Source organism: Lactobacillus sp. M0393, from assembly GCF_016102025.1.
Taxonomy (GTDB): Bacteria; Bacillota; Bacilli; order Lactobacillales; family Lactobacillaceae; genus Lactobacillus; species Lactobacillus melliventris.
In genome coordinates this window covers 81,264-99,425 of record NZ_JACFPK010000007.1, presented here as the reverse complement: position 1 = coordinate 99,425, position 18,162 = coordinate 81,264, and the positions used below count along the sequence as shown (strand labels likewise).

Here is an 18,162-nt window from a genome sequence, read left to right as displayed (position 1 = left end):
TGTAATTAGCACTCGTTGCATTCGACTGCTAATTACTTACATATAATATTATAGCAGGTTATCCACAGAAAGCAATAATTATGATTAACTTTTCCACAGATTTTCCGTCTTTTCCACAAACAAAAAAAGCCTTAATATAAAAGCTTTTGTACTTCTTTTAAAGACTTTTTGCTGCTATTTTTGATACAATTTAAATTGTTTTCGCAAATATTTGCCAGTTAAACTATTAGATTTTCGAGAGATATCCACAGGCGATCCACTTGCAATAATTTTTCCGCCTTGCAGCCCACCTTTTAGTCCCATATCAATCATATAATCACTGTTTGCCATAATATCCAAATCGTGTGTGATTGTAATAATCGTTCCTTTTTGCTCAAGTAATCTTTGAAAAACATGCAAAAGGGTTCTGACATCTTGTGGATGTAAGCCAACGGTCGGTTCATCAAAAACAAATAGTGTCCCATTTTGTCTTTGATGGATATGACTGGTTAGTTTCAAGCGTTGTGCTTCTCCTCCTGATAAAGCTGGAGTAGATTCTCCCAAGTGCAAATATCCTAGACCCATATCATGCAAAGTTGTAATTGTTTTATTGATTTTTGGTTCATTTTTAAAAAGTTCTTTATCCAGCGCATCATCAACGGAATAATCCAAGACATCCGCAATACTTAAGTTATGCCATTTTACTTGTAAAACTTCTTGGTTAAAACGGTGACCGCCACATACAGAACATGTTTCAACCATGTCTGGTAGATATTGGATGTCAAGTGAAATTACACCGGTTCCGTTGCATGCCGGACAGGCACCCACTTTGTTATTGTAAGAAAAATGTGACGCACGGTATTTTAATTTTTTTGCTAATGGCTGTTTAGCAAAGAGTTTACGCAAATTATCCATAATATCAGTATAAGTTGCAACAGTCGAACGTTGATTTTTACCAACAGGTGTAGAGTCAACACTAATTACATTTTTAATAGCATCATTTTTTAAATTTTTTACCCAATCAGGACCATTTTTAAGATTTTTTTGTGCTTTAAGTGCAGGAATGAGGGAATCGAGAATTAGGGTAGTCTTACCCGCGCCAGAAAAGCCGGTAACGGAAGTTAAGCGATTGAGTGGAATTTGCGCGTGAATATTCTTTAAATTAAAACGTTCAGTAACATCAAATTCAACCTTACCGTGTTTAAAAATTTGGTCAGTTTTTGCCCTGTGACGAACTAGGAGTGGTGCCTTACCAGTTAAGTAAGGACCAATTAGAGACTGTTCACTTTGCTCGATCTCACTAGGTATTCCCTGGGAAATAATCTCACCACCCCGGCTGCCTGAACCAGGACCAATTTCAATTACCCAATCGGCTGCCTTAATGATTGCAGTTTCATGATCAACTACAACTAAAGAGTTTCCTTGATTAACCAGTTCATGAAATATATCAATCAGTCCAGCCACATTATCAGGGTGCAAACCAACAGATGGTTCATCTAAAACGTAAAGCACCCCAGTGGTTTCCGTACGCAAAGTTCTACCAAGCTGAATTCGTTGCAGTTCCCCCGTAGACAGACTGGCAGCCTGTCTATCTAAGCTCAGATAGTCTAAGCCTAATTTTAGCAGGGGCTTGACTTGATGCATCAATTCACCAGTTAAATTTTCCGCCAATTCCTGCATATCTTGCGGCAGGGAAGCTAAAATCTCACTCATATAGTGGCTCAGTTCACCCAAAGTTAATTGTTCAGCTGCAACAATACTTTTTCCAGCAACTAACTGCTGCCAGCGACTTGGATCAATGCGATAGCCTTGGCAGCGGGGACAGGTACTGAATTTATAAAAGGAGTTAATTCTTTGCAGTCCGCGTTCAGACTTAGTAGTTTTGCGCGAATTAGCTACCGCATTATAAGCATTCTCATATAGCGCATCTAGATGATATACGCGACCAGTTGAAGTTGGCAAATCAATCGGGACTTTCCGCTCTTTTCCATGAAGTACAATTTCTTTTTCTTTAGCATTCAGCTCTTTATATGGAATATCTGTCCGTACCCCTAGTTCCCGGGCAATACGCCACATCCAATTTCGTCCGGGAATTTGCCAAGTTGCCACTGCTCCATTTTCAAGAGATAAATTCTCATCTGCAATGATTTTGCTATCATCAATTTCTTCAACTGTTCCCAATCCCTGACATTTTTGACACGCACCATCAGAATTAAACGCAAAGTCTTCTGCACTAAAAGCATAAAATTGTCTCCCGCATGTAGGACAAGTTAATCGTCCCATAGCTGCCCCCGTTAGATCCATTGCTTCAGCTATTTTAATCGTTGCTGGTACTCGGTGACCGTTGGGGCATACAGGTGAACCTAAACGGGAAAAAATCAACCGTAAGATGTTAAAAACTTCTGTAATTGTACCTACCGTGGAACGAACTCCGGGCACAGCTGGCCTTTGTCTTAGAGCTAAAGCTGAAGGAATATGTTTTACTTCGTCAACCTCTGCACGACCAACTTGACTAATACGTCTTCTGGTATAAGCTGCCAAGGAATCAAGATAGCGTCTTGCACCCTCTGAGTACAAGATTCCCATCGCTAAACTTGATTTGCCAGATCCACTTAACCCCGATATCGCCACAAATTTATGCAGGGGAATATCAACGTTGATGTTTTTTAAGTTATTAACTTTACCACCAATTACTTCAATTTTGGTCGGCTGTTTTTGATATTTCATTAATGATTGCCCTTTCTTTTAGCCGGTTTTAATGGCTTTTCTGGCTTCTTTAATAAGTACTGTCTTATGGCCTGAATTACTTGTTTGTTTTGCGGCAAATCAGAGTGATCTGCCTTTTCACCCGTGACTGTTATTGCAGTATAGTTTTTTACTTGATTTTGAAAAATAAATTTACCTGCAGCTACACTTGATTCAGGTACGATGCCATCAGATTCGTAATTTTTACCGCCAGAAAGAGAATAAACTTTTAGATTGGTTGGTAGTGCTGAACGCTTTTTAATAAAATCAGCCAGCATTTGTGTTCTATTATTAATGTTATTTTCAGTAAAATTATATGGCGTACCTAAAGTCATTAATTTCTTAATTTTGATATCATTTGAATACTCAGAATAATAGTGCTCCAGCCAGTAAGTCCAAATTAAACCACCGTTAGAATGACCAAATGCCTTAAAATTATTGAACTTATAATTTTGGATTAACGACTCAAATGCAACATTTAGCCACTTAGCTTGTTTTTTAATATTGGAATAGCCGTCTTTATTGTTATCAAAACCAATAATAATAAAGGGCTCCAAGTCATTTTTTCCTATAGAGCCACTGTAAGTCAATTTTGCTTCACGTGAAACTCTAATTTTTATTACGCTATGCCTATTAAGTGTCGTTTTATTAAGTTCATCAATTAACTGGTTAAAGCGCTCGGTGGTAGCACTTGAACCCGGGACCATAATTACAGGCGAGAGAAGCGATTTACTGAGTTCTGCTCGTGATTTATTATCTTTTTTCATCCAAAAGAAGCTGGGAACAGCAAGCATAATTAAAATAATAATAATCAGGAGCAACCATTTATAGTTAGGATTTTTTTGCATCTGCTATTTCATCTCCTGCTTTTTAATTCTTAATTCAACTTTTTCATTTATCTTAATTACAGGTAGCAATAAAAAGATATCTAATAAAAACAACAATAATGTAAAAATTAGTGTTGCCCAATTGCCGTTAGTGCCAAAAAAGGAAACCAATAGTCCCGGAGTCCCTTTTAAATTCTGGTAAACGCAAACTGGGATAATGTGTAAACTAATAGCTGCCACGGCTATTGTCATATTAATCAGAGGAATTAAAATGCTCGGTAAGATAAAAACAGGATTTAACATTAAAGGTAAGCCAACTGTAAATCCTAGTCTTGAACCAAAAGCAGCAGGCAACAAGTTAATTTTAGCATTTATTTCGTTTTCCCTGTTATCTCTTCTGCTAAGCAGTAACACAATAACAGCCAAAACAACACTGGCACCGCCCATTATGCCGTAACTGTTAATAAGTGAGCTGCCCAGATATTTATATGGCACATTCCAAGAATTACCGTGTTTTAATGTATATGTTAAATTCTCTGCAGTAAAGGCGTTATTTACTATTCCCGCTAAGGAGCGCAACGGATAACCAATTCCAAGCCAATCAAAAAAAGTAATTACGGCTGTCAATAACAGCACTTCGCCAAAATTATTAGTAGTCTGAACCCTGCTAACAATTTCAGTAAAACTGGCGGAATTAAGTAATTTAAGCTGTAGTTCATAAATTAAAATACCTAAAAAGACACCCAATAATAATGAAACAGCGCTTGGTAAAACGGCATCCCCTGCTCTTTTTTGAATTACTTTTGTGCCCTCATATTCAACGTAAGAAAAGTCCTTTCCTAATAAATGAAATATTTGGCCCACACAGTATCCTACAATTAAGGCAATAAAAACAGCATTAATTTGTAATAAACTGGCGGTAAAAGGCATACGAGCATTGCGTCCACTACTGGAAGCATATGAGCAGAAAAGCATTATCAAAACTGCTGTTAGACCTGCCATAGTTGAATCTTTATGGTAAAGGCGTGCGGTGTAACGAGCCATAAAATAACTGGCATAAACGCCAAAAACCCCAAAAGTAATTTCTACCATTCCCCGGCACACAAAAGAACCGCCATACCAAATGTGATCTGATAAAACTTTATCCAAATTGAAAATATTATAGATTAACCCGTTAGGTGTAAAGATCAAATCACCTAAAAGTTTAAAATAGGAGCCAACTACAGCAATTGGCATTAGCATCGCCATTGTCCGTCTTGTGGCTCGAAAAAAAGAAAATTCCTGCAGGCGAGCTATAAAATTGATTGTACATTCTGTCATTATTTCAAACCTTTATTTTAATTATTATATTTAAAATAAAATAATACTCTATTTTTTTAATGCAAGCCATTTTTGTTACCCATTATCTTTTTTATTATTAGTTGTGAATAAAATGGTATAATGAACTTGTATTTTAAGAGGCGAGAACATGAGCAGAAAGAAAATCGAATTAACTGACAGAGTGGCAAAACTGACTGATAAATACTTAGAAACCAATGATACAGATTTTAATGCCCTAATTAATAAGGCATTAAAACTGTACCTATTAGATCATTTAAGTTCCAGCCAAATCAAAGATGCGCTTAAAAAAACAGATGATTTTACTTCTGAATATGCGGGAAAATGGTTTCAGGAAAGTATTGAGGATTTAAATAAATACTAAACTTTCTTAAAGCAAAACAAAAAGAGCAAGACAGTTATTGTCCTGCTCTTTTTGTTTGTTACCAATTTACTTTTTTAAATACCGCTCTCCGGCCAATTGCCGATAAAAATTAGCTTTGGTTGTGCGTTCATAAGGAATCAGCCAAATAAACCCAATACCTAAAGTAATAATACACAATAGGTACCAGCCAATAAAGCTTAAATCAAGCACGAACAATTCCCACTTATGACCAGCCATTAACTGGCGACTTGCAGTAATTGCTGTTGTGGCATGCACCTCTTGTCCACTTTCCACTAAATCATTAACAATATATGGTGTCATAGCATAAGAATAGGATTTGATTATCCCAGGAATGAATAATAATAAAGTCCATAAAAATTGAAAAATATAGCTAAAAAGAAAGTTCAAAAATTCCGGAATAAAGCGACCATCAGTAAAAACAGAAAAAATTCCCTTAAAAAAGCTTAACCTTTCTCCGCGAGCAAAATGTAAAAATGTTATCACCATGCTCAACATGAAAAAGCTGCCAATAAAAGTTAAACCTGTATCAGGTCCTATTTGTCCTGCCCAAAACGCTGGCTTAAACAGTGAATCAATTGAGCCGGTTCCCATAACATCATTTACATTATTCGCAGTCTTAAGTGAACCACTTACTGCTGGTCTAGCAAAAAAGAAGCCGACAAATAGCGTCATTACGATACCAATACTAACTGCCCAGCCCCAGTTATGACGAAGCTGATTTCTAGCTTCTAGTTTCAGTTCTGCTCTGTTCATAACTTATCTCCTTATCTAGTATATACTAATTACATTTTACTCTCATATAATGGTACATCGCAAAGAAAAGACAAAAAAAGCCTAGTTCCACCAACATCGGAACTAAGCTCACACAGTGTTTGTGTCACCACTACTGACCACATATAGAAATTTACATTTTCGCTACCGGAGAAAATGATTACTTCCCTATGGCGACACAACAGAATTTTAGCATGCAATTAACCAAAAAACAAGTTTTAGCCAATTATATTTGCACTGTAAGCCTTACGGCCAAGCAGTTCCAACATAATTTGATTTATTTGCCCTTTTAGTTGGCCAAATCGACCTTCACGCGTTTTATTAGACTGAATAATCAGAATGGTTTTGGCATTATCAGTGCTACGCATGAAAGTATAATAACCTTGTCCGGCTCCATTAGCCGTTTTGGTTTTCAGCTTAATATTGTTATAAAAGCCACCATTATAATAGGCCGGAGGAGCCGCTTGGTAAAGCAATTTGCGACTCCTGCGGGTTAGTAAACTACCAGTCAGCAGATACCGTATTACTTTAGCCAAATCATGATTTGACATTACTACTGACCCTGCGCCTAACTCACTATGAGCATCCCTGAGGGCTGCTTGATGCTTAACTACATCATAGCGGCCTTTGCGATAAATCATGCCTGGTACTAAATGACTGGCAATAATTTTGCCTGGCTTTGACCACAAAAATTCTGTTTGTCTCAACTTTAATGGTCTGACATAGGTATCGCGGAATAACTGCTCATAGCTTTGGCCCGTTATTTTACTCATAATTCCGCACAAGTAAACATAATTTAACGAGCTATAATGCCACTTATTTAACAAGGCGGGCTCAAAAACAGTGTTAGCAGCATCATGTTGGATATTATCTTGATCCGAAACAAAATGTTTTTGTCCCAGTCTTGCCCCTGATTTAAGATCAAGACCAGCGGTCATTGCCAGCAGGTTCTTCAGCCTAACCTTCTTTGCCCCAGCAATTTGCGGATAAAATTTACTTAATTTATCCTGCAGACTTAACTTGCCCTCCTGCACCAGGTGCATGATAATTGCGGCGGTCATTGATTTTTGTACTGAATTAATTAGATAACTAGTGTCAGTGTTATTGCCTAAAGCATAGTTAAGCATTATTTTGTCATTTTTAATGACTAGAATTGAGCCCTTTATTCTGAGAGCATCAATTTGCTGGCGCACTATTTTCCTTTTAAAGATTCTTTTGCAGTGCCATTTACCGGATTTTCATCTGTTAAACTAATCTGGTACGGCTTTTTTTGCCACTTTTTACTATAAAAATAGTTATGAATATTATAGTTATGCGGCACATTTGCTTGCGCCATAAACGGTTTTACTGCCCGGTCGACTGCTACCCAACCGCGCCAACCTAGGTGAATCGTATCTTCCATGAAGTACTGTTCACCGCCGCGCTTAGACAAATCGGTAACGTTATCAAAGCCCTGGCTGGCCAGCTGGTACTTAATCTTGGAAACGGCCTTTTGATACATCGTTTGTGACAAGCCCGTATAATTAGACCACTTTTCATTGATCGGCGGGATAATGAATAGCACATTGGTATGCTGTTTGGCAAACTGGTGCAGCATCAGCTCAAAATCACTGTATTCTACTGATTTAGTGTAGTTAAAGTGGCGCTGACTGCCCTTCAATTTAACCAATAAGCGTTTATTCAAGCGCCGCTTAAAAAAGCGGTTATTAATACCAAAGCTATTCGAATTAGTGTTAAGTTCAGCCTGCTCACTTGCCACTTGGTCTAAGGCCTTGACTGAATAAGTAGCCGGCAAAAGTTTAGCCTGCTTATTGATCCTTTTGATCCGGTCACGTAATTGAAAGGTACTAAAGAACTTGTCTTCATTGTTAAGTATGCGCCGCTGGTTCTCCAAGTAGAAACGCTGAAAACCGGTCAGCTTTTCCCCGCGGGCAACTCTTTTCATTCCCAGCTTAATAACGCCTTTTACTTCTGGCATCTGCAAGAAACGTTTAGCCGCATAGCGGTTAGTTACATTGGTTTTCTTGCTGTTTAAGAGAAAATTGCAGGCTTGCAGCGGTGAATAATACAGTGCGAAGGCATCAGGATTTTGCCCTTTCTTGGTAAACCATTGCGGTGAAACAATCACCACGGCTTTTTTGCCCTTAAGCTGTTTTGATGTGCCCTGCATCTCTAAGAAGTGTGCCAAAGATTGGCTACCTGGCCCACCTAATAAAAACGGCCGGTAATTGCGGTGATATTTTTGCGCAATTACACTGGGGTGCAGCGGGTCAAGCCGTGACAGTTCACTTGAGCCATAAAAAGGCACATAGTCATCTTTAAAGGCATCCTGTTTCATTAAAGAGCCTTTAAAAATGGTCGTAGTCTGGGAATTAGCAGCTTGATAAATAGCACCTTGCGAAAAAGTTCGTTCCCACGGCAGTAAAAAGATGACCAGTAACAAGATGGCGGCGCAGAGCACTGGGCCAAATATCTGCCACAGCCGGCGTTTGTTACTCATTTTCTAAATTTTCCACCTTTGCCACAATTTTATTAGGCGTATCCCATTCGTTTCTATCAAATTCAGAAACTGGTACATCAATTTGGAATTTTTCCTGTAAATTTAACAACATTTGGACACTAGCCATTGAATCCATTAAACCGTTGGCAAAAATATTTTCATCCATTCTGTCTGCTAAATCTTCACCAGTTAAATCTTGTAAAATTGCTAAAACTTCTTTTTTGGTATCCATAATCAAAACTCCTTAGATAAAATTCTTGCTTACTTCCAGCCAAACCATAATTGACTGAGAAAACCTGAGAATATCAGGAAACTAAAACACACTACATTAAAAGTTACAAAAATTGCCAGCCATTTTGTGTATTTATTAGATGGCAATTTGTCTTTGTGCTTCTTCTTAAACCGCAGCCAGCAATCATTGATGATGATGGCCACAGCATGAAACAACCCATAAACAATATAATACCAGGTTAGTCCATGCCAGAAGCCCATCACTAAGAATAATAACAGATAAGCTGCTTGAGATAGTCTGACCGGATTCTTGAACAGCTTTTTCTTCATGGCAAAGAAGGTAAACCGCATATAGATGTAGTCCCGGAACCAAAAGGACAAAGTCATGTGCCAGCGGTTCCAGAATTCTTTAATATTTTGTGAAATAAACGGCTTATTAAAGTTCATTGGGGTGTGAATACCCATAAAGTAGGAAATTGACACGGCAAATAAAGAATAGCCGGCAAAGTCAAAGAACAAATACATGCTGTAGCAGTACATATAAGCCACTACCCACCACGACAGTTTCAAACCGCCATTGGCGGTACCCGCAATTAAGGCATTCCTGGTAATTCGAGGCAGCCAGTAGGTACCAAAGAACCAGCCCAGAACAAATTTATATAAGAATCCTTGAAATAAATAGCGGGTTGCCAGCTCTAAATCGTTTAAATATTGCTCACGCTTTGGCACCGTGTCACATTCTTTGGCAAATCTGCGGTAGCGATCAATTGGTCCGGAAGAAATGGTGGGAAAGAACAAGAGAAAGCGCAAATACGTTCCCAGATTAAGTTCTTTAATAGCGCCATCGCGCACTTCCATCACAACCTGAACGGTCTTGAACGTAAGATAGGAAATACCCAGAAAGGCCAAGACCCCCGGAATTTTAGCTTGCGGGAAAGCAGTCTGCACTTTCACTAAAACCAGGGGCACAATTGCTAAAATCACCGCTAGGTAAAAGACCCAGGTTTTATTCTGACTATTTTTACGCCTGCGATAATAGAGATAGCCATAGGAAACCAGGAGCTGAAACAGAATATAGATGGTCAGGCTAACGCCCTGTTGCCACTTTTCCGCATCAAAAATGAGAAATAAAAAAACTAAAGAGAACACAACTTCATAGATTTTGAAGCGGTGACCCCAATACAGCCCGATAATAATGGGAATTAAACCAATCATCAAATACACAAAGTAATGCGGATTGGAATAAGGCTGTAAGTTAATGAAGTTAAAGTTCACTATTCGTTGACCTCCTTAATGACGGCCTTAATATCAACTTTGCCATTTTGGGAGACTGGTAATGTTTCACGGTAAACATAACGTTGCGGAATCATGTATGGCATCAGATCTTTAGCTAAATCATCCCGAATCATTTTGGTAATTTCTGCTTCGGAATATTGTTCTTTAACGCCATCTTTCAGCTTAATTTCGGCAACAATTTGCTTAACCGTATGATCTTGATTATATTTAGGTGCGGCTACACCATGATCAACCAGTTTATTCATACCGATATAATGGTTGATTTCTTCCAGTTCAATACGGTAGCCGTTAAATTTGATCTGGAAGTCAATCCGCCCGCGATAAAAGAGCATATCCTGGTCAAAGAAGCCTTCGTCGCCTGAACGATGACTGAGATATTGGTCACCCGGTTTTTTAAAGAAAGCCTTAGCAGTCTTCTCTGGATTATTCATATAGCCTTTAGATGTACTTGGGCCAGTAATAATAATTTCACCTTCATCAGGCTGATCTCCCTTAGTTTTGTCAATAGTGATTTTGGTGTCCGCTTTAACCTTGCCAATTGGCAAGCGGTCATATTTCTTTAAAACTGCATCTGTAATTTCTACTTGAGTGACTGCAACTGTTGTTTCGGTAGGTCCATAGGTGTTAAAAATGCGTGCCTGAGGAAATTTCTTTTTTAGCATTACTACTTCATTGTGGGGCAATTCTTCACCACAGAACAAAAAGTGCGACAAGCTTGGGTGATGAGCAGCAGTAAAAGTTTTATCCAAAAAACACATTTGCGCAAATGACGGGGTTGAAACCCAAACATTAAATTGTAATTGAGGCAGAGTCTGAAATAATTGAGCAAAATTTTGTGTTACTTCATGCGGCAAAGCCACTAACTTTCCTGCTCCAACTAAAGCTGGATAAAGACTCATCACTGAAAGATCAAATGAATACGGTGCTTGTGACAAAAATGCGGGATGCTCGGGCAGATCAAAGTCCGTCATTTCCCAGTTAATAAAGCTAAGCAGGTTATTATGACTAATCTGCACGCCTTTAGGTTTCCCACTGGTGCCTGAAGTAAAAATAATGTAAAAGTTATCATCACCTTGGACAAAGTTGGCAGGATCGGGTTCATAATTTCCCTTTTCTACATCTTGAGGATGTACAACCTTAATAGGTGGTAAGTCAATTTCAGGCAGATCATCAATTGCTAAAATTGCTTCAGACTGAGAAACTTCTTGAATCATGACTATCCGTTCTGCATTAGAGTAACTGGCAATGGGGATATATGCATGACCTGATTTAACACAGCCCAAGAAGCTGGCAACCATTTCAAAGTCCTGACCGCCCCAGACCATAACGGGACTTTGCGCTGAAAGTCCTAAACCAGTAATTTTATGAGCCCATTCATCTGAGCGTTTTTTGAGATCACCGTAGGTATTAGTTTGACCTAAATAGTCATAGGCAATGCGCTCAGGTTCTTTTTGGGCAACTTTATCAATTTTTTTAATTACATTTTCAATCATGATTTGTACCAGCTTAAAATTCGTTATAAATAAAGTGAACAGAAGTCAGCCCACTATATTGATATAAATAAATCAACACCATTAAAATGACACAATAGATAACTGTCGTTAAAATGAACTTCCCAATACGTTTTCCACGTGAATCATTTTTCTCTTTTTTAGCCATAATTTCATATCTTTCTCAATATTAATAAAATGTACTATCGAATATAGTACTACTAAAGTTTTGTCACCCAAAAATCCACCTCAAATTTTTACCAAATTTAAATATTTTCCCATTTCAACCGTTTATCGTTCGTCGTTTAGCTTGCGACAATCATTATAAGCAAAACAAAGCGGAATTAAAATTATGAATGAACCAAATAGTATAGTAATTACTAATAAGATAAAAAGATTAGTTGGCTTTAACCAGCGCTCACTCTCTGCTGTAGTTAAAATATAAGCAGCAAATAAAACTGTAAAAATTAGTTCCCCTAAAATCGTGTATGCCAATGCGCCTTGACCAATTAATTGGTATAGTCGCAGCCAGACGCTTGCCGGAAGTAAACAAAGCCACCCAGAAAAGCGTAACCAGAAAGTGATTTTTTTACGATAATCTTGTCTACCCATTTTTCTCCTTAAAATCTCAATTATCCCTTTCAAATAAAGTAAACCTAATTATAACAATGAGTTTTGTAACAAACAATTTTGTAGCAACCAAAATTTGTATTTTGCCATTTTCGTCATACTTTTTTCACATTTTATAGTTATACTATAATTGTGATATAAGAAAGATATAGATCTTTTTTATATCATACTCAACTTTTTGTTTTTCATTCATACTCCTCCAAGTATAATAATGAAAAAACCGAAATGACTTTACAGGTCATTTTCATATCTATCCCTTTCGACTCACGTGCGTTACGTGAGTTTTTCTATACTCTTAAACAGTTCTAAAGAAATTCTTTACTCTTTTATAAGAGATTTTCTACCTTAACTTCATAATTTAGAGATATCATTTTAAATGTAGTAAGCAGTAGCAATGCTTACTACATACTCCCACTTTTTTATTTCATTCATTCTTACTCCTTCAAAGTAGATGAAAACTAACAGGCTCGCACACCTTGCGAGCCTTTTTTCTTTGTTATAGGATTAATTTAGTTATTTATTACTTATTAATATGAGAGGTTTATATTTAATGTTCTCACCCACAATAAAACACTTACTGGAAGAAAAATCAGGTTCATTCATTATCCCTGCTTCCCGTATTGCATTTGTCGAAGACGACAATCCTTTGTACCACGCCTTTATGATCTTGACTCGCGTAAAATACTCAAAAATTCCAGTCCTTGACCGCCAAAGCCGCGTTGTTGGCCTACTGAGCTTAGCAATGATTACAGATAAAATGATGGAAACGGACGACATTTCTCTTGAACCATTAAATCAATTAAAAGTGCGTGATGTCATGCAAACCAAGTTTGACAAAATCAATTTTGTGCAAACTACCCTGGAAACGCAACTTCATTTACTAGTTGACAATGCCTTTTTACCCGTTGTTGATGACTATGGCGTTTTTCAAGGACTATTGACAAGACGCGAATGGATTAAAGCATTTAATTACATAGCGCACAACTTTGAAAAGGAATATAAAGTTACTCCTATTACTAAAAATAAGCAATTATGAGATATACTGTAAATTTATAATTATTTATTACATTTTTAGTGTACTTTATTTCAAATTAAGCTATAATATAATTAGCTAGGGAAATCTAGGTTTTATTTGGTAATCCAGCTATTTAGTTAATACAATGTAAAAATTCGATTTTAATTTTGTGTTATTTTTTAAACATATACGAAATTACAATATTAACATCTTTAATCTTAAAAAAATTAAATAACGCTTTGCTAAATTAGTTATTAAAAATTAATAGATATTTCTTGAATAATTAGAAAAGAAGAGCACTAATATGGCAAGTAAAACAATTTCTGCGCAATTGACATTTTTGATAAGCGCAATTATAAAAAATTGGACTTACCCAAATGATCAAGAGCTATCACTAAAAGACAAAGCTGAGTTGGTTTCTCAACTAAAAAATTTAACAGAGAGTCCAGATAGTATGGACGATGCTGCTAAAATTACTGATGCTTTTTACAAAGATAAAATAAATAAGCGGCTTAAATCAATAGATTCCAATTTTTCGTGGATTTTTATAATTTTGCAGCATGAATTGGTGTCCGCTTCGCGCTTACACGCTCTTCTCCTTGATTTAGCCAAAGAAGAACACTTTTCAGAAAAGGGAATTGCGAAGATTAACCAGTATTTTGCAGAAACTGATGATTATGGTGATAATAATGACTTTATTACAATGTCTTCCTCCGATTTGATTGACTCATTAGGACGGACTAAAATTTTCCACATTCATCCAGCTAAAGATGAATACAAGGCTTTTAAAGTTAAAAAAAACACAACAAAAACTACATCCAAGTCAATTAAAGCGGAAAATCAAGCAAATAAGATCATTAAGTTAAAAAAGCACTAATTAAAAGGAGCAGTCAGATGACTGGTCTTTTTTTTACCTAAAATTTAGCACTAATTTAGAATAAGTCTAAATTAGTGCTAAAATATAATTATATTTCTTTTTGTAGGAGGCATAATGCATGAGTTTTAAACGTCAATGGAAGTTTTTTTGTGTTTTAGCTATCGGAATAATAGCTCTTATTTGTCAGTTTGGCTTAAAAACAAAAAGTCTTTTTCAACTGGGAAGTCTGCAGTTCCCGATCCAAACTATTTTAATGGATTTAGTCGGTATTATAATGGCATATTCCTTGATCACTGAAATAGTTGGCGACTTTAAATCGGGACGTTACGGCGTTGATATTTTAGCTGTAATAGCAGTCGTTTCTACTATTCTAATTGGTGACATTTGGGCTGAATGGATGATTCTAGTGATGATGACTGGCGGGCAAGCTTTAGAAGATTACGCCACTGGTCAAGCGGATAAAGAACTTCGTTCACTTTTAAATAATTCTCCTACTATTGCCAACAAAATCAGTAATCAAAAAATTATATCGGTAAATGTAGAACAATTAACAATTGGCGATCACATTCTAATTAAGCCTGGTGAACAGGTACCTGTAGATGGGAAAGTTATTAAAGGTGAATCCAGTTTTGATCAATCTTCTTTAACCGGTGAGTCGGTGCCAGTTGCCAAAAACCCCGGGGATCAATTAATGTCCGGTTCAATTAATGGCAATGTTGCTGTTGAAATGGCTGTTACTAAAAAAGCCAGTGATTCAGAATATCAAACTATCGTTTCATTAGTTAAATCTTCGCAAGCGCAACCGGCTAAATTTGTCAAAATGGCTGATCGCTATGCTGTTCCTTTCACTATTATTTCCTTGGTAATAGGAATCGCCGCTTGGATTCATTCCGGTAATCCAATTAATTTCGCAGAAGTTATGGTTGTTGCTTCGCCCTGCCCATTATTAATAGCAGCACCTGTGGCATTGGTATCTGGCATGAGTTCCATGTCTAAACACCATATTATTGTCAAATCTGGTCCTACTTTAGAGAAACTAGCATCAGCTAAAACTTTTGCCTTTGATAAAACTGGTACTTTAACGGAAAATCAACTGGTAATTGATGAAATCATTCCCGCTGATAATAGCAGTTATAGTGCGGAAACTCTGCAAAGCTACGCCACTAGTGTCGAACAACAATCAAGCCATATTATTGCCAATTCACTAGTTAGGGTAGCGGATAACAAACTCTTAAAACCCGCTACACAAATTAAAGAATCAACTGGTCAAGGCGTTAGCGGAATCGTTGAAAACCATTTAGTCAAAGTGGGCAAGCTGAGCTACATTAAACCAGAAGATAATTCGCAAAAAGTGCAGGAAACCAATGCTACAGCTATTTATATCTCAATCGATAATAAATACGCTGGCTATATTACATTTAAAGACCAAGTTAGGCCTGAAAGTGCGCAGACTATTAAGCGCTTACGGCGCCAAAGCAATGCTCATATTATGATGTTGACAGGAGATCATAAAGACGTTGCAACTAAAATTGGCGAAGCACTTAATGTAAAAGATATTCGCTATGAATTATTACCAGCAGAAAAAATAGCTGCGATTAAAAATGTAAAGAAAGAAAATCGACCAGTTGTGATGACTGGTGACGGAATTAATGACGCACCTAGTCTATCTGCTGCTGATGTTGGCATTGCAATGGGAGCCAAGGGAGCCTCGGCAGCCAGCGAAAGTGCAGATGCTATTATTATGGTAAATGATTTATCTAAAATTAACGATGCCGTAGCTATTTCTAAGCATACGATGAAAGTCGCTAATATTGATGTATTAACAGCTATCACAATAGTAATTATAATTGAATTAATTGCCTTTACCGGTGCTATTCCCGCTTTTTGGGGTGCCATTTTACAGGAAGTAGTAGATATGATTTCAATTAGTTTGGCGCTTTTAGCTAAAACTACGCCTACAAACCCAGAACAAACAGGAATCAGTAAAACTACTAATTAAGAAATTTTCCTATTTAAAAAAGCCTGATAAATCAGCGTTTTAGACGAGACGTAATTTATCAGGCTTTATTTATAGGAATCCTAAGGAATTAAAAATCATATGGGATAAAATCGAATAGCGTAAATCCTTGCTAGTAGTGTAAACCCATGCTAATACACAACCTAAGGCCCAATAAACGAGCAAATATTTGGTTAGTCCGGGATCATGAGCATAACCAAAAATAAGTCCACTTAAAAGTATGCCCAACCATTTGTTACTACTTGTGTTTTTATTGAAAAAAGTATTAAAGAATAGTCCGCGAAAAATAATTTCCTCAAATATTGGTCCCACAATTATAACCATTACGGGGAAAAAATAACCTGCCTGATAAGAAATTTGGTCAAGAAGATTTTGATTAGTAGAAGTTTGCTCCGTATTAAAGCCTAGAGCCAATTGAATAGTTGCACTGACAAAAATGAGCATTATTGCCCCTAAAAGAGAGAGCAATACTTTTCTAATCTGCCAGTGTGGTTTACTATTATAATTTTGCTCGTTACTACGCCTTAACTGCAGGCAATAAAAGTAAAATACTAATAGCAAAGCTATGATTGTAATTATGGCAGTCAGCACCACAAAAGGAATATTTCCTAAGCCCAATGATTTTCTTAACTTGTAAGGATAAAAATAAAACTGTTGTACAATCGTATAAAGTATAAAAGCAAGCACTATTGTAATTAGATTTCCTAGAAAATAGAAAAACTTTTTCATTCACTAAGCTCCTTTCTGACCAAAATAAAAGCAAAGCCATAACTAATTTATCTAGTATCTCAGTATCAATATAACCAGTCTTTATTTGATGTTATGGCTCAGATATCATAATAAGGCCGGTAATTATTTCCTGGGAAATAACTTTCTTATTTTAGCATACTTTAATTTACTAGGACTTTTTAAACATATTTATTATAATAGACTTATCTCTAGAGCAAAGGCAGGTTATTATGATTAGATTTTTTGAGATTCTAAACCAGAACCGATCTTTTATAATTCTTTCACTTATTATGTTGGCAACACTCACTGTTTTTTTGGTTTCCTGGTTAAAAGAACCTCGGAGATTACTTAATGGTATTCTTTTCACAGTTTTTTTGTTAACCTTCGGTGTTTGGCTTACAGTAATGATTCTATCTACGAGCTTAAGGCCGCTCATTTTAACTTATGAAATTCTAGTAGTTTTATTTGTAGCCGCAATTACTCTGATGGCTGCCTTTTCCTGGCTGTTTTTCTTGTGGAATGCATATATTGTCTGGAAACGCGAAAGTCACACACTATCAAACTTATTAACACTCTTTATTGGTATCGGGATAATTGTCGTGTGGTTAATTGCACTAATTGGTCCGTTTAAAAATATGCCGTCTTGGATCAGAATACTATTATATGCGCCAACAGCTGTTTTCGATTATCTGCTTTTTGTTGCCTATAACTTTTTAGTAAATTTGACTTTTTATCAAATTGTCCCCAGACAGTATAACCAAGACTACTTAATTGTTTTGGGCGCTGGGCTGTCACAGGGTGAAACAGTTACACCACTTTTAGCTAGTCGCATCAATCGTGCAATTGAGTATGCTCAAAAGCAGGTCACTAAGGGAAGAAAAAAGCCTAAGTTTATCATGTCCGGTGGTAAAGGTGGAGACGAAAAAGTTGCTGAAGCACAGGCAATGACTGAATACGCAATCGCTCGTGGAATCGAGCCTAATGATATATTACTAGAAGATAATTCCAAGAACACCTACCAAAACATGAAATTTTCAGCTGAAGTGGCCGCAAAAGATTTTTGCAGTAAAAATTACAGAGCAAAATTTTTCAGTAATAATTATCACATTTTTAGGGCTTCCCTTTATGCTAAAGCCGCTGGGCTTAATGCCAATGGTGTAGGCTGTTATACTCGTTTTTACTTTCTGCCCAATGCAATCGTGCGTGAATTTGCTGCAGTTTTACTTTTAAACAAGAAACGGCATATTATTGCCATTCTATTAATTGTATTATTCTTCATTATTTATGCTTTATTTGATTTAACTGGACTTATTCATTAAAATAGTCATCTTC

At 36.7% G+C, this 18,162-nt stretch carries 17 protein-coding genes; 5 read left to right on the top strand and 12 right to left on the bottom strand.

Going from position 1 to position 18,162, the window contains the following annotated elements; translation table 11 throughout:
• Positions 1 to 174: 174 nt before the first annotated feature.
• Genes H3R29_RS07300 through H3R29_RS07290 form a run of 3 tightly spaced genes read right to left on the bottom strand, consistent with a single transcriptional unit; the run spans position 175 to position 4,871 of the window.
• Positions 175 to 2,706, bottom strand: a complete 2,532-nt coding sequence (locus H3R29_RS07300; protein WP_198202926.1) for an AAA family ATPase — start codon at positions 2,704 to 2,706, stop codon at positions 175 to 177.
• Complete coding sequence (locus tag H3R29_RS07295; protein WP_198202925.1) at positions 2,706 to 3,572, bottom strand: alpha/beta hydrolase; 867 nt, start codon at positions 3,570 to 3,572, stop codon at positions 2,706 to 2,708. Before H3R29_RS07295 ends, H3R29_RS07300 begins: the two co-directional genes overlap by 1 nt.
• Positions 3,573 to 3,575: 3 nt before the next feature.
• Entirely contained in the window at positions 3,576 to 4,871 is a 1,296-nt protein-coding gene (locus H3R29_RS07290; RefSeq protein WP_122026723.1) for a PTS sugar transporter subunit IIC, read from the bottom strand.
• Positions 4,872 to 5,019: 148 nt separating this feature from the next.
• Between H3R29_RS07290 and H3R29_RS07285 the strand changes: the two genes are divergently transcribed.
• The gene (locus tag H3R29_RS07285; protein WP_198202924.1) at positions 5,020 to 5,253 is read left to right on the top strand and encodes a hypothetical protein; all 234 of its coding nucleotides are present in this window, start codon (positions 5,020 to 5,022) and stop codon (positions 5,251 to 5,253) included.
• Between the two features lie 66 nt (positions 5,254 to 5,319).
• On the opposite strand, the gene H3R29_RS07280 is transcribed toward H3R29_RS07285, so the two are convergent.
• The 8 genes from H3R29_RS07280 to H3R29_RS07245 form a co-directional block, all read right to left on the bottom strand.
• The gene (locus H3R29_RS07280; protein ID WP_110446821.1) at positions 5,320 to 6,027 is read right to left on the bottom strand and encodes a DUF975 family protein; all 708 of its coding nucleotides are present in this window, start codon (positions 6,025 to 6,027) and stop codon (positions 5,320 to 5,322) included.
• A gap of 236 nt (positions 6,028 to 6,263) precedes the next feature.
• Positions 6,264 to 7,238, bottom strand: a complete 975-nt coding sequence (locus tag H3R29_RS07275; RefSeq protein ID WP_198202923.1) for a serine hydrolase domain-containing protein — start codon at positions 7,236 to 7,238, stop codon at positions 6,264 to 6,266.
• A complete protein-coding gene (gene dltD / locus H3R29_RS07270; RefSeq protein ID WP_198202922.1) occupies positions 7,238 to 8,545 on the bottom strand; it encodes a D-alanyl-lipoteichoic acid biosynthesis protein DltD in 1,308 nt (435 codons plus the stop codon). Before dltD ends, H3R29_RS07275 begins: the two co-directional genes overlap by 1 nt.
• Positions 8,538 to 8,777, bottom strand: coding sequence for a D-alanine--poly(phosphoribitol) ligase subunit DltC (dltC, locus tag H3R29_RS07265; RefSeq protein ID WP_046325719.1), 240 nt, complete (start codon positions 8,775 to 8,777; stop codon positions 8,538 to 8,540). The genes dltD and dltC overlap by 8 nt, the downstream gene beginning before the upstream one ends.
• Positions 8,778 to 8,806: 29 nt before the next feature.
• Positions 8,807 to 10,051 carry a D-alanyl-lipoteichoic acid biosynthesis protein DltB gene (dltB, locus tag H3R29_RS07260; protein ID WP_198202921.1) on the bottom strand — a complete coding sequence of 415 codons (1,245 nt, stop codon included), beginning with the start codon at positions 10,049 to 10,051 and terminating at the stop codon, positions 8,807 to 8,809.
• A complete protein-coding gene (gene dltA / locus H3R29_RS07255) occupies positions 10,051 to 11,565 on the bottom strand; it encodes a D-alanine--poly(phosphoribitol) ligase subunit DltA (RefSeq protein WP_198202920.1) in 1,515 nt (504 codons plus the stop codon). Before dltA ends, dltB begins: the two co-directional genes overlap by 1 nt.
• 13 nt (positions 11,566 to 11,578) lie before the next feature.
• Positions 11,579 to 11,731 (bottom strand): teichoic acid D-Ala incorporation-associated protein DltX, encoded by a 153-nt coding sequence (locus H3R29_RS07250; protein WP_046325722.1) that lies wholly within the window; start codon positions 11,729 to 11,731, stop codon positions 11,579 to 11,581.
• A gap of 122 nt (positions 11,732 to 11,853) precedes the next feature.
• Positions 11,854 to 12,174, bottom strand: coding sequence for a hypothetical protein (locus tag H3R29_RS07245; RefSeq protein WP_046325723.1), 321 nt, complete (start codon positions 12,172 to 12,174; stop codon positions 11,854 to 11,856).
• A 568-nt stretch (positions 12,175 to 12,742) separates the two neighbouring features.
• Between H3R29_RS07245 and cbpB the strand changes: the two genes are divergently transcribed.
• The 3 genes from cbpB (at position 12,743) to H3R29_RS07230 (ending at position 16,083) form a co-directional block, all read left to right on the top strand.
• Positions 12,743 to 13,228, top strand: a complete 486-nt coding sequence (gene cbpB, locus H3R29_RS07240) for a cyclic-di-AMP-binding protein CbpB (RefSeq protein WP_122038201.1) — start codon at positions 12,743 to 12,745, stop codon at positions 13,226 to 13,228.
• 283 nt (positions 13,229 to 13,511) lie between these two features.
• Positions 13,512 to 14,084: a hypothetical protein gene (locus tag H3R29_RS07235; protein ID WP_198202919.1), complete on the top strand. Its 573-nt coding sequence runs from the start codon at positions 13,512 to 13,514 to the stop codon at positions 14,082 to 14,084.
• A gap of 118 nt (positions 14,085 to 14,202) precedes the next feature.
• The gene (locus H3R29_RS07230) at positions 14,203 to 16,083 is read left to right on the top strand and encodes a heavy metal translocating P-type ATPase (protein WP_187157028.1); all 1,881 of its coding nucleotides are present in this window, start codon (positions 14,203 to 14,205) and stop codon (positions 16,081 to 16,083) included.
• A 69-nt stretch (positions 16,084 to 16,152) separates the two neighbouring features.
• On the opposite strand, the gene H3R29_RS07225 is transcribed toward H3R29_RS07230, so the two are convergent.
• Positions 16,153 to 16,830, bottom strand: coding sequence for a CPBP family intramembrane glutamic endopeptidase (locus tag H3R29_RS07225; protein WP_198202918.1), 678 nt, complete (start codon positions 16,828 to 16,830; stop codon positions 16,153 to 16,155).
• A gap of 227 nt (positions 16,831 to 17,057) precedes the next feature.
• Between H3R29_RS07225 and H3R29_RS07220 the strand changes: the two genes are divergently transcribed.
• Positions 17,058 to 18,149 carry a YdcF family protein gene (locus H3R29_RS07220; protein WP_370567392.1) on the top strand — a complete coding sequence of 364 codons (1,092 nt, stop codon included), beginning with the start codon at positions 17,058 to 17,060 and terminating at the stop codon, positions 18,147 to 18,149.
• Positions 18,150 to 18,162: the final 13 nt, after the last annotated feature.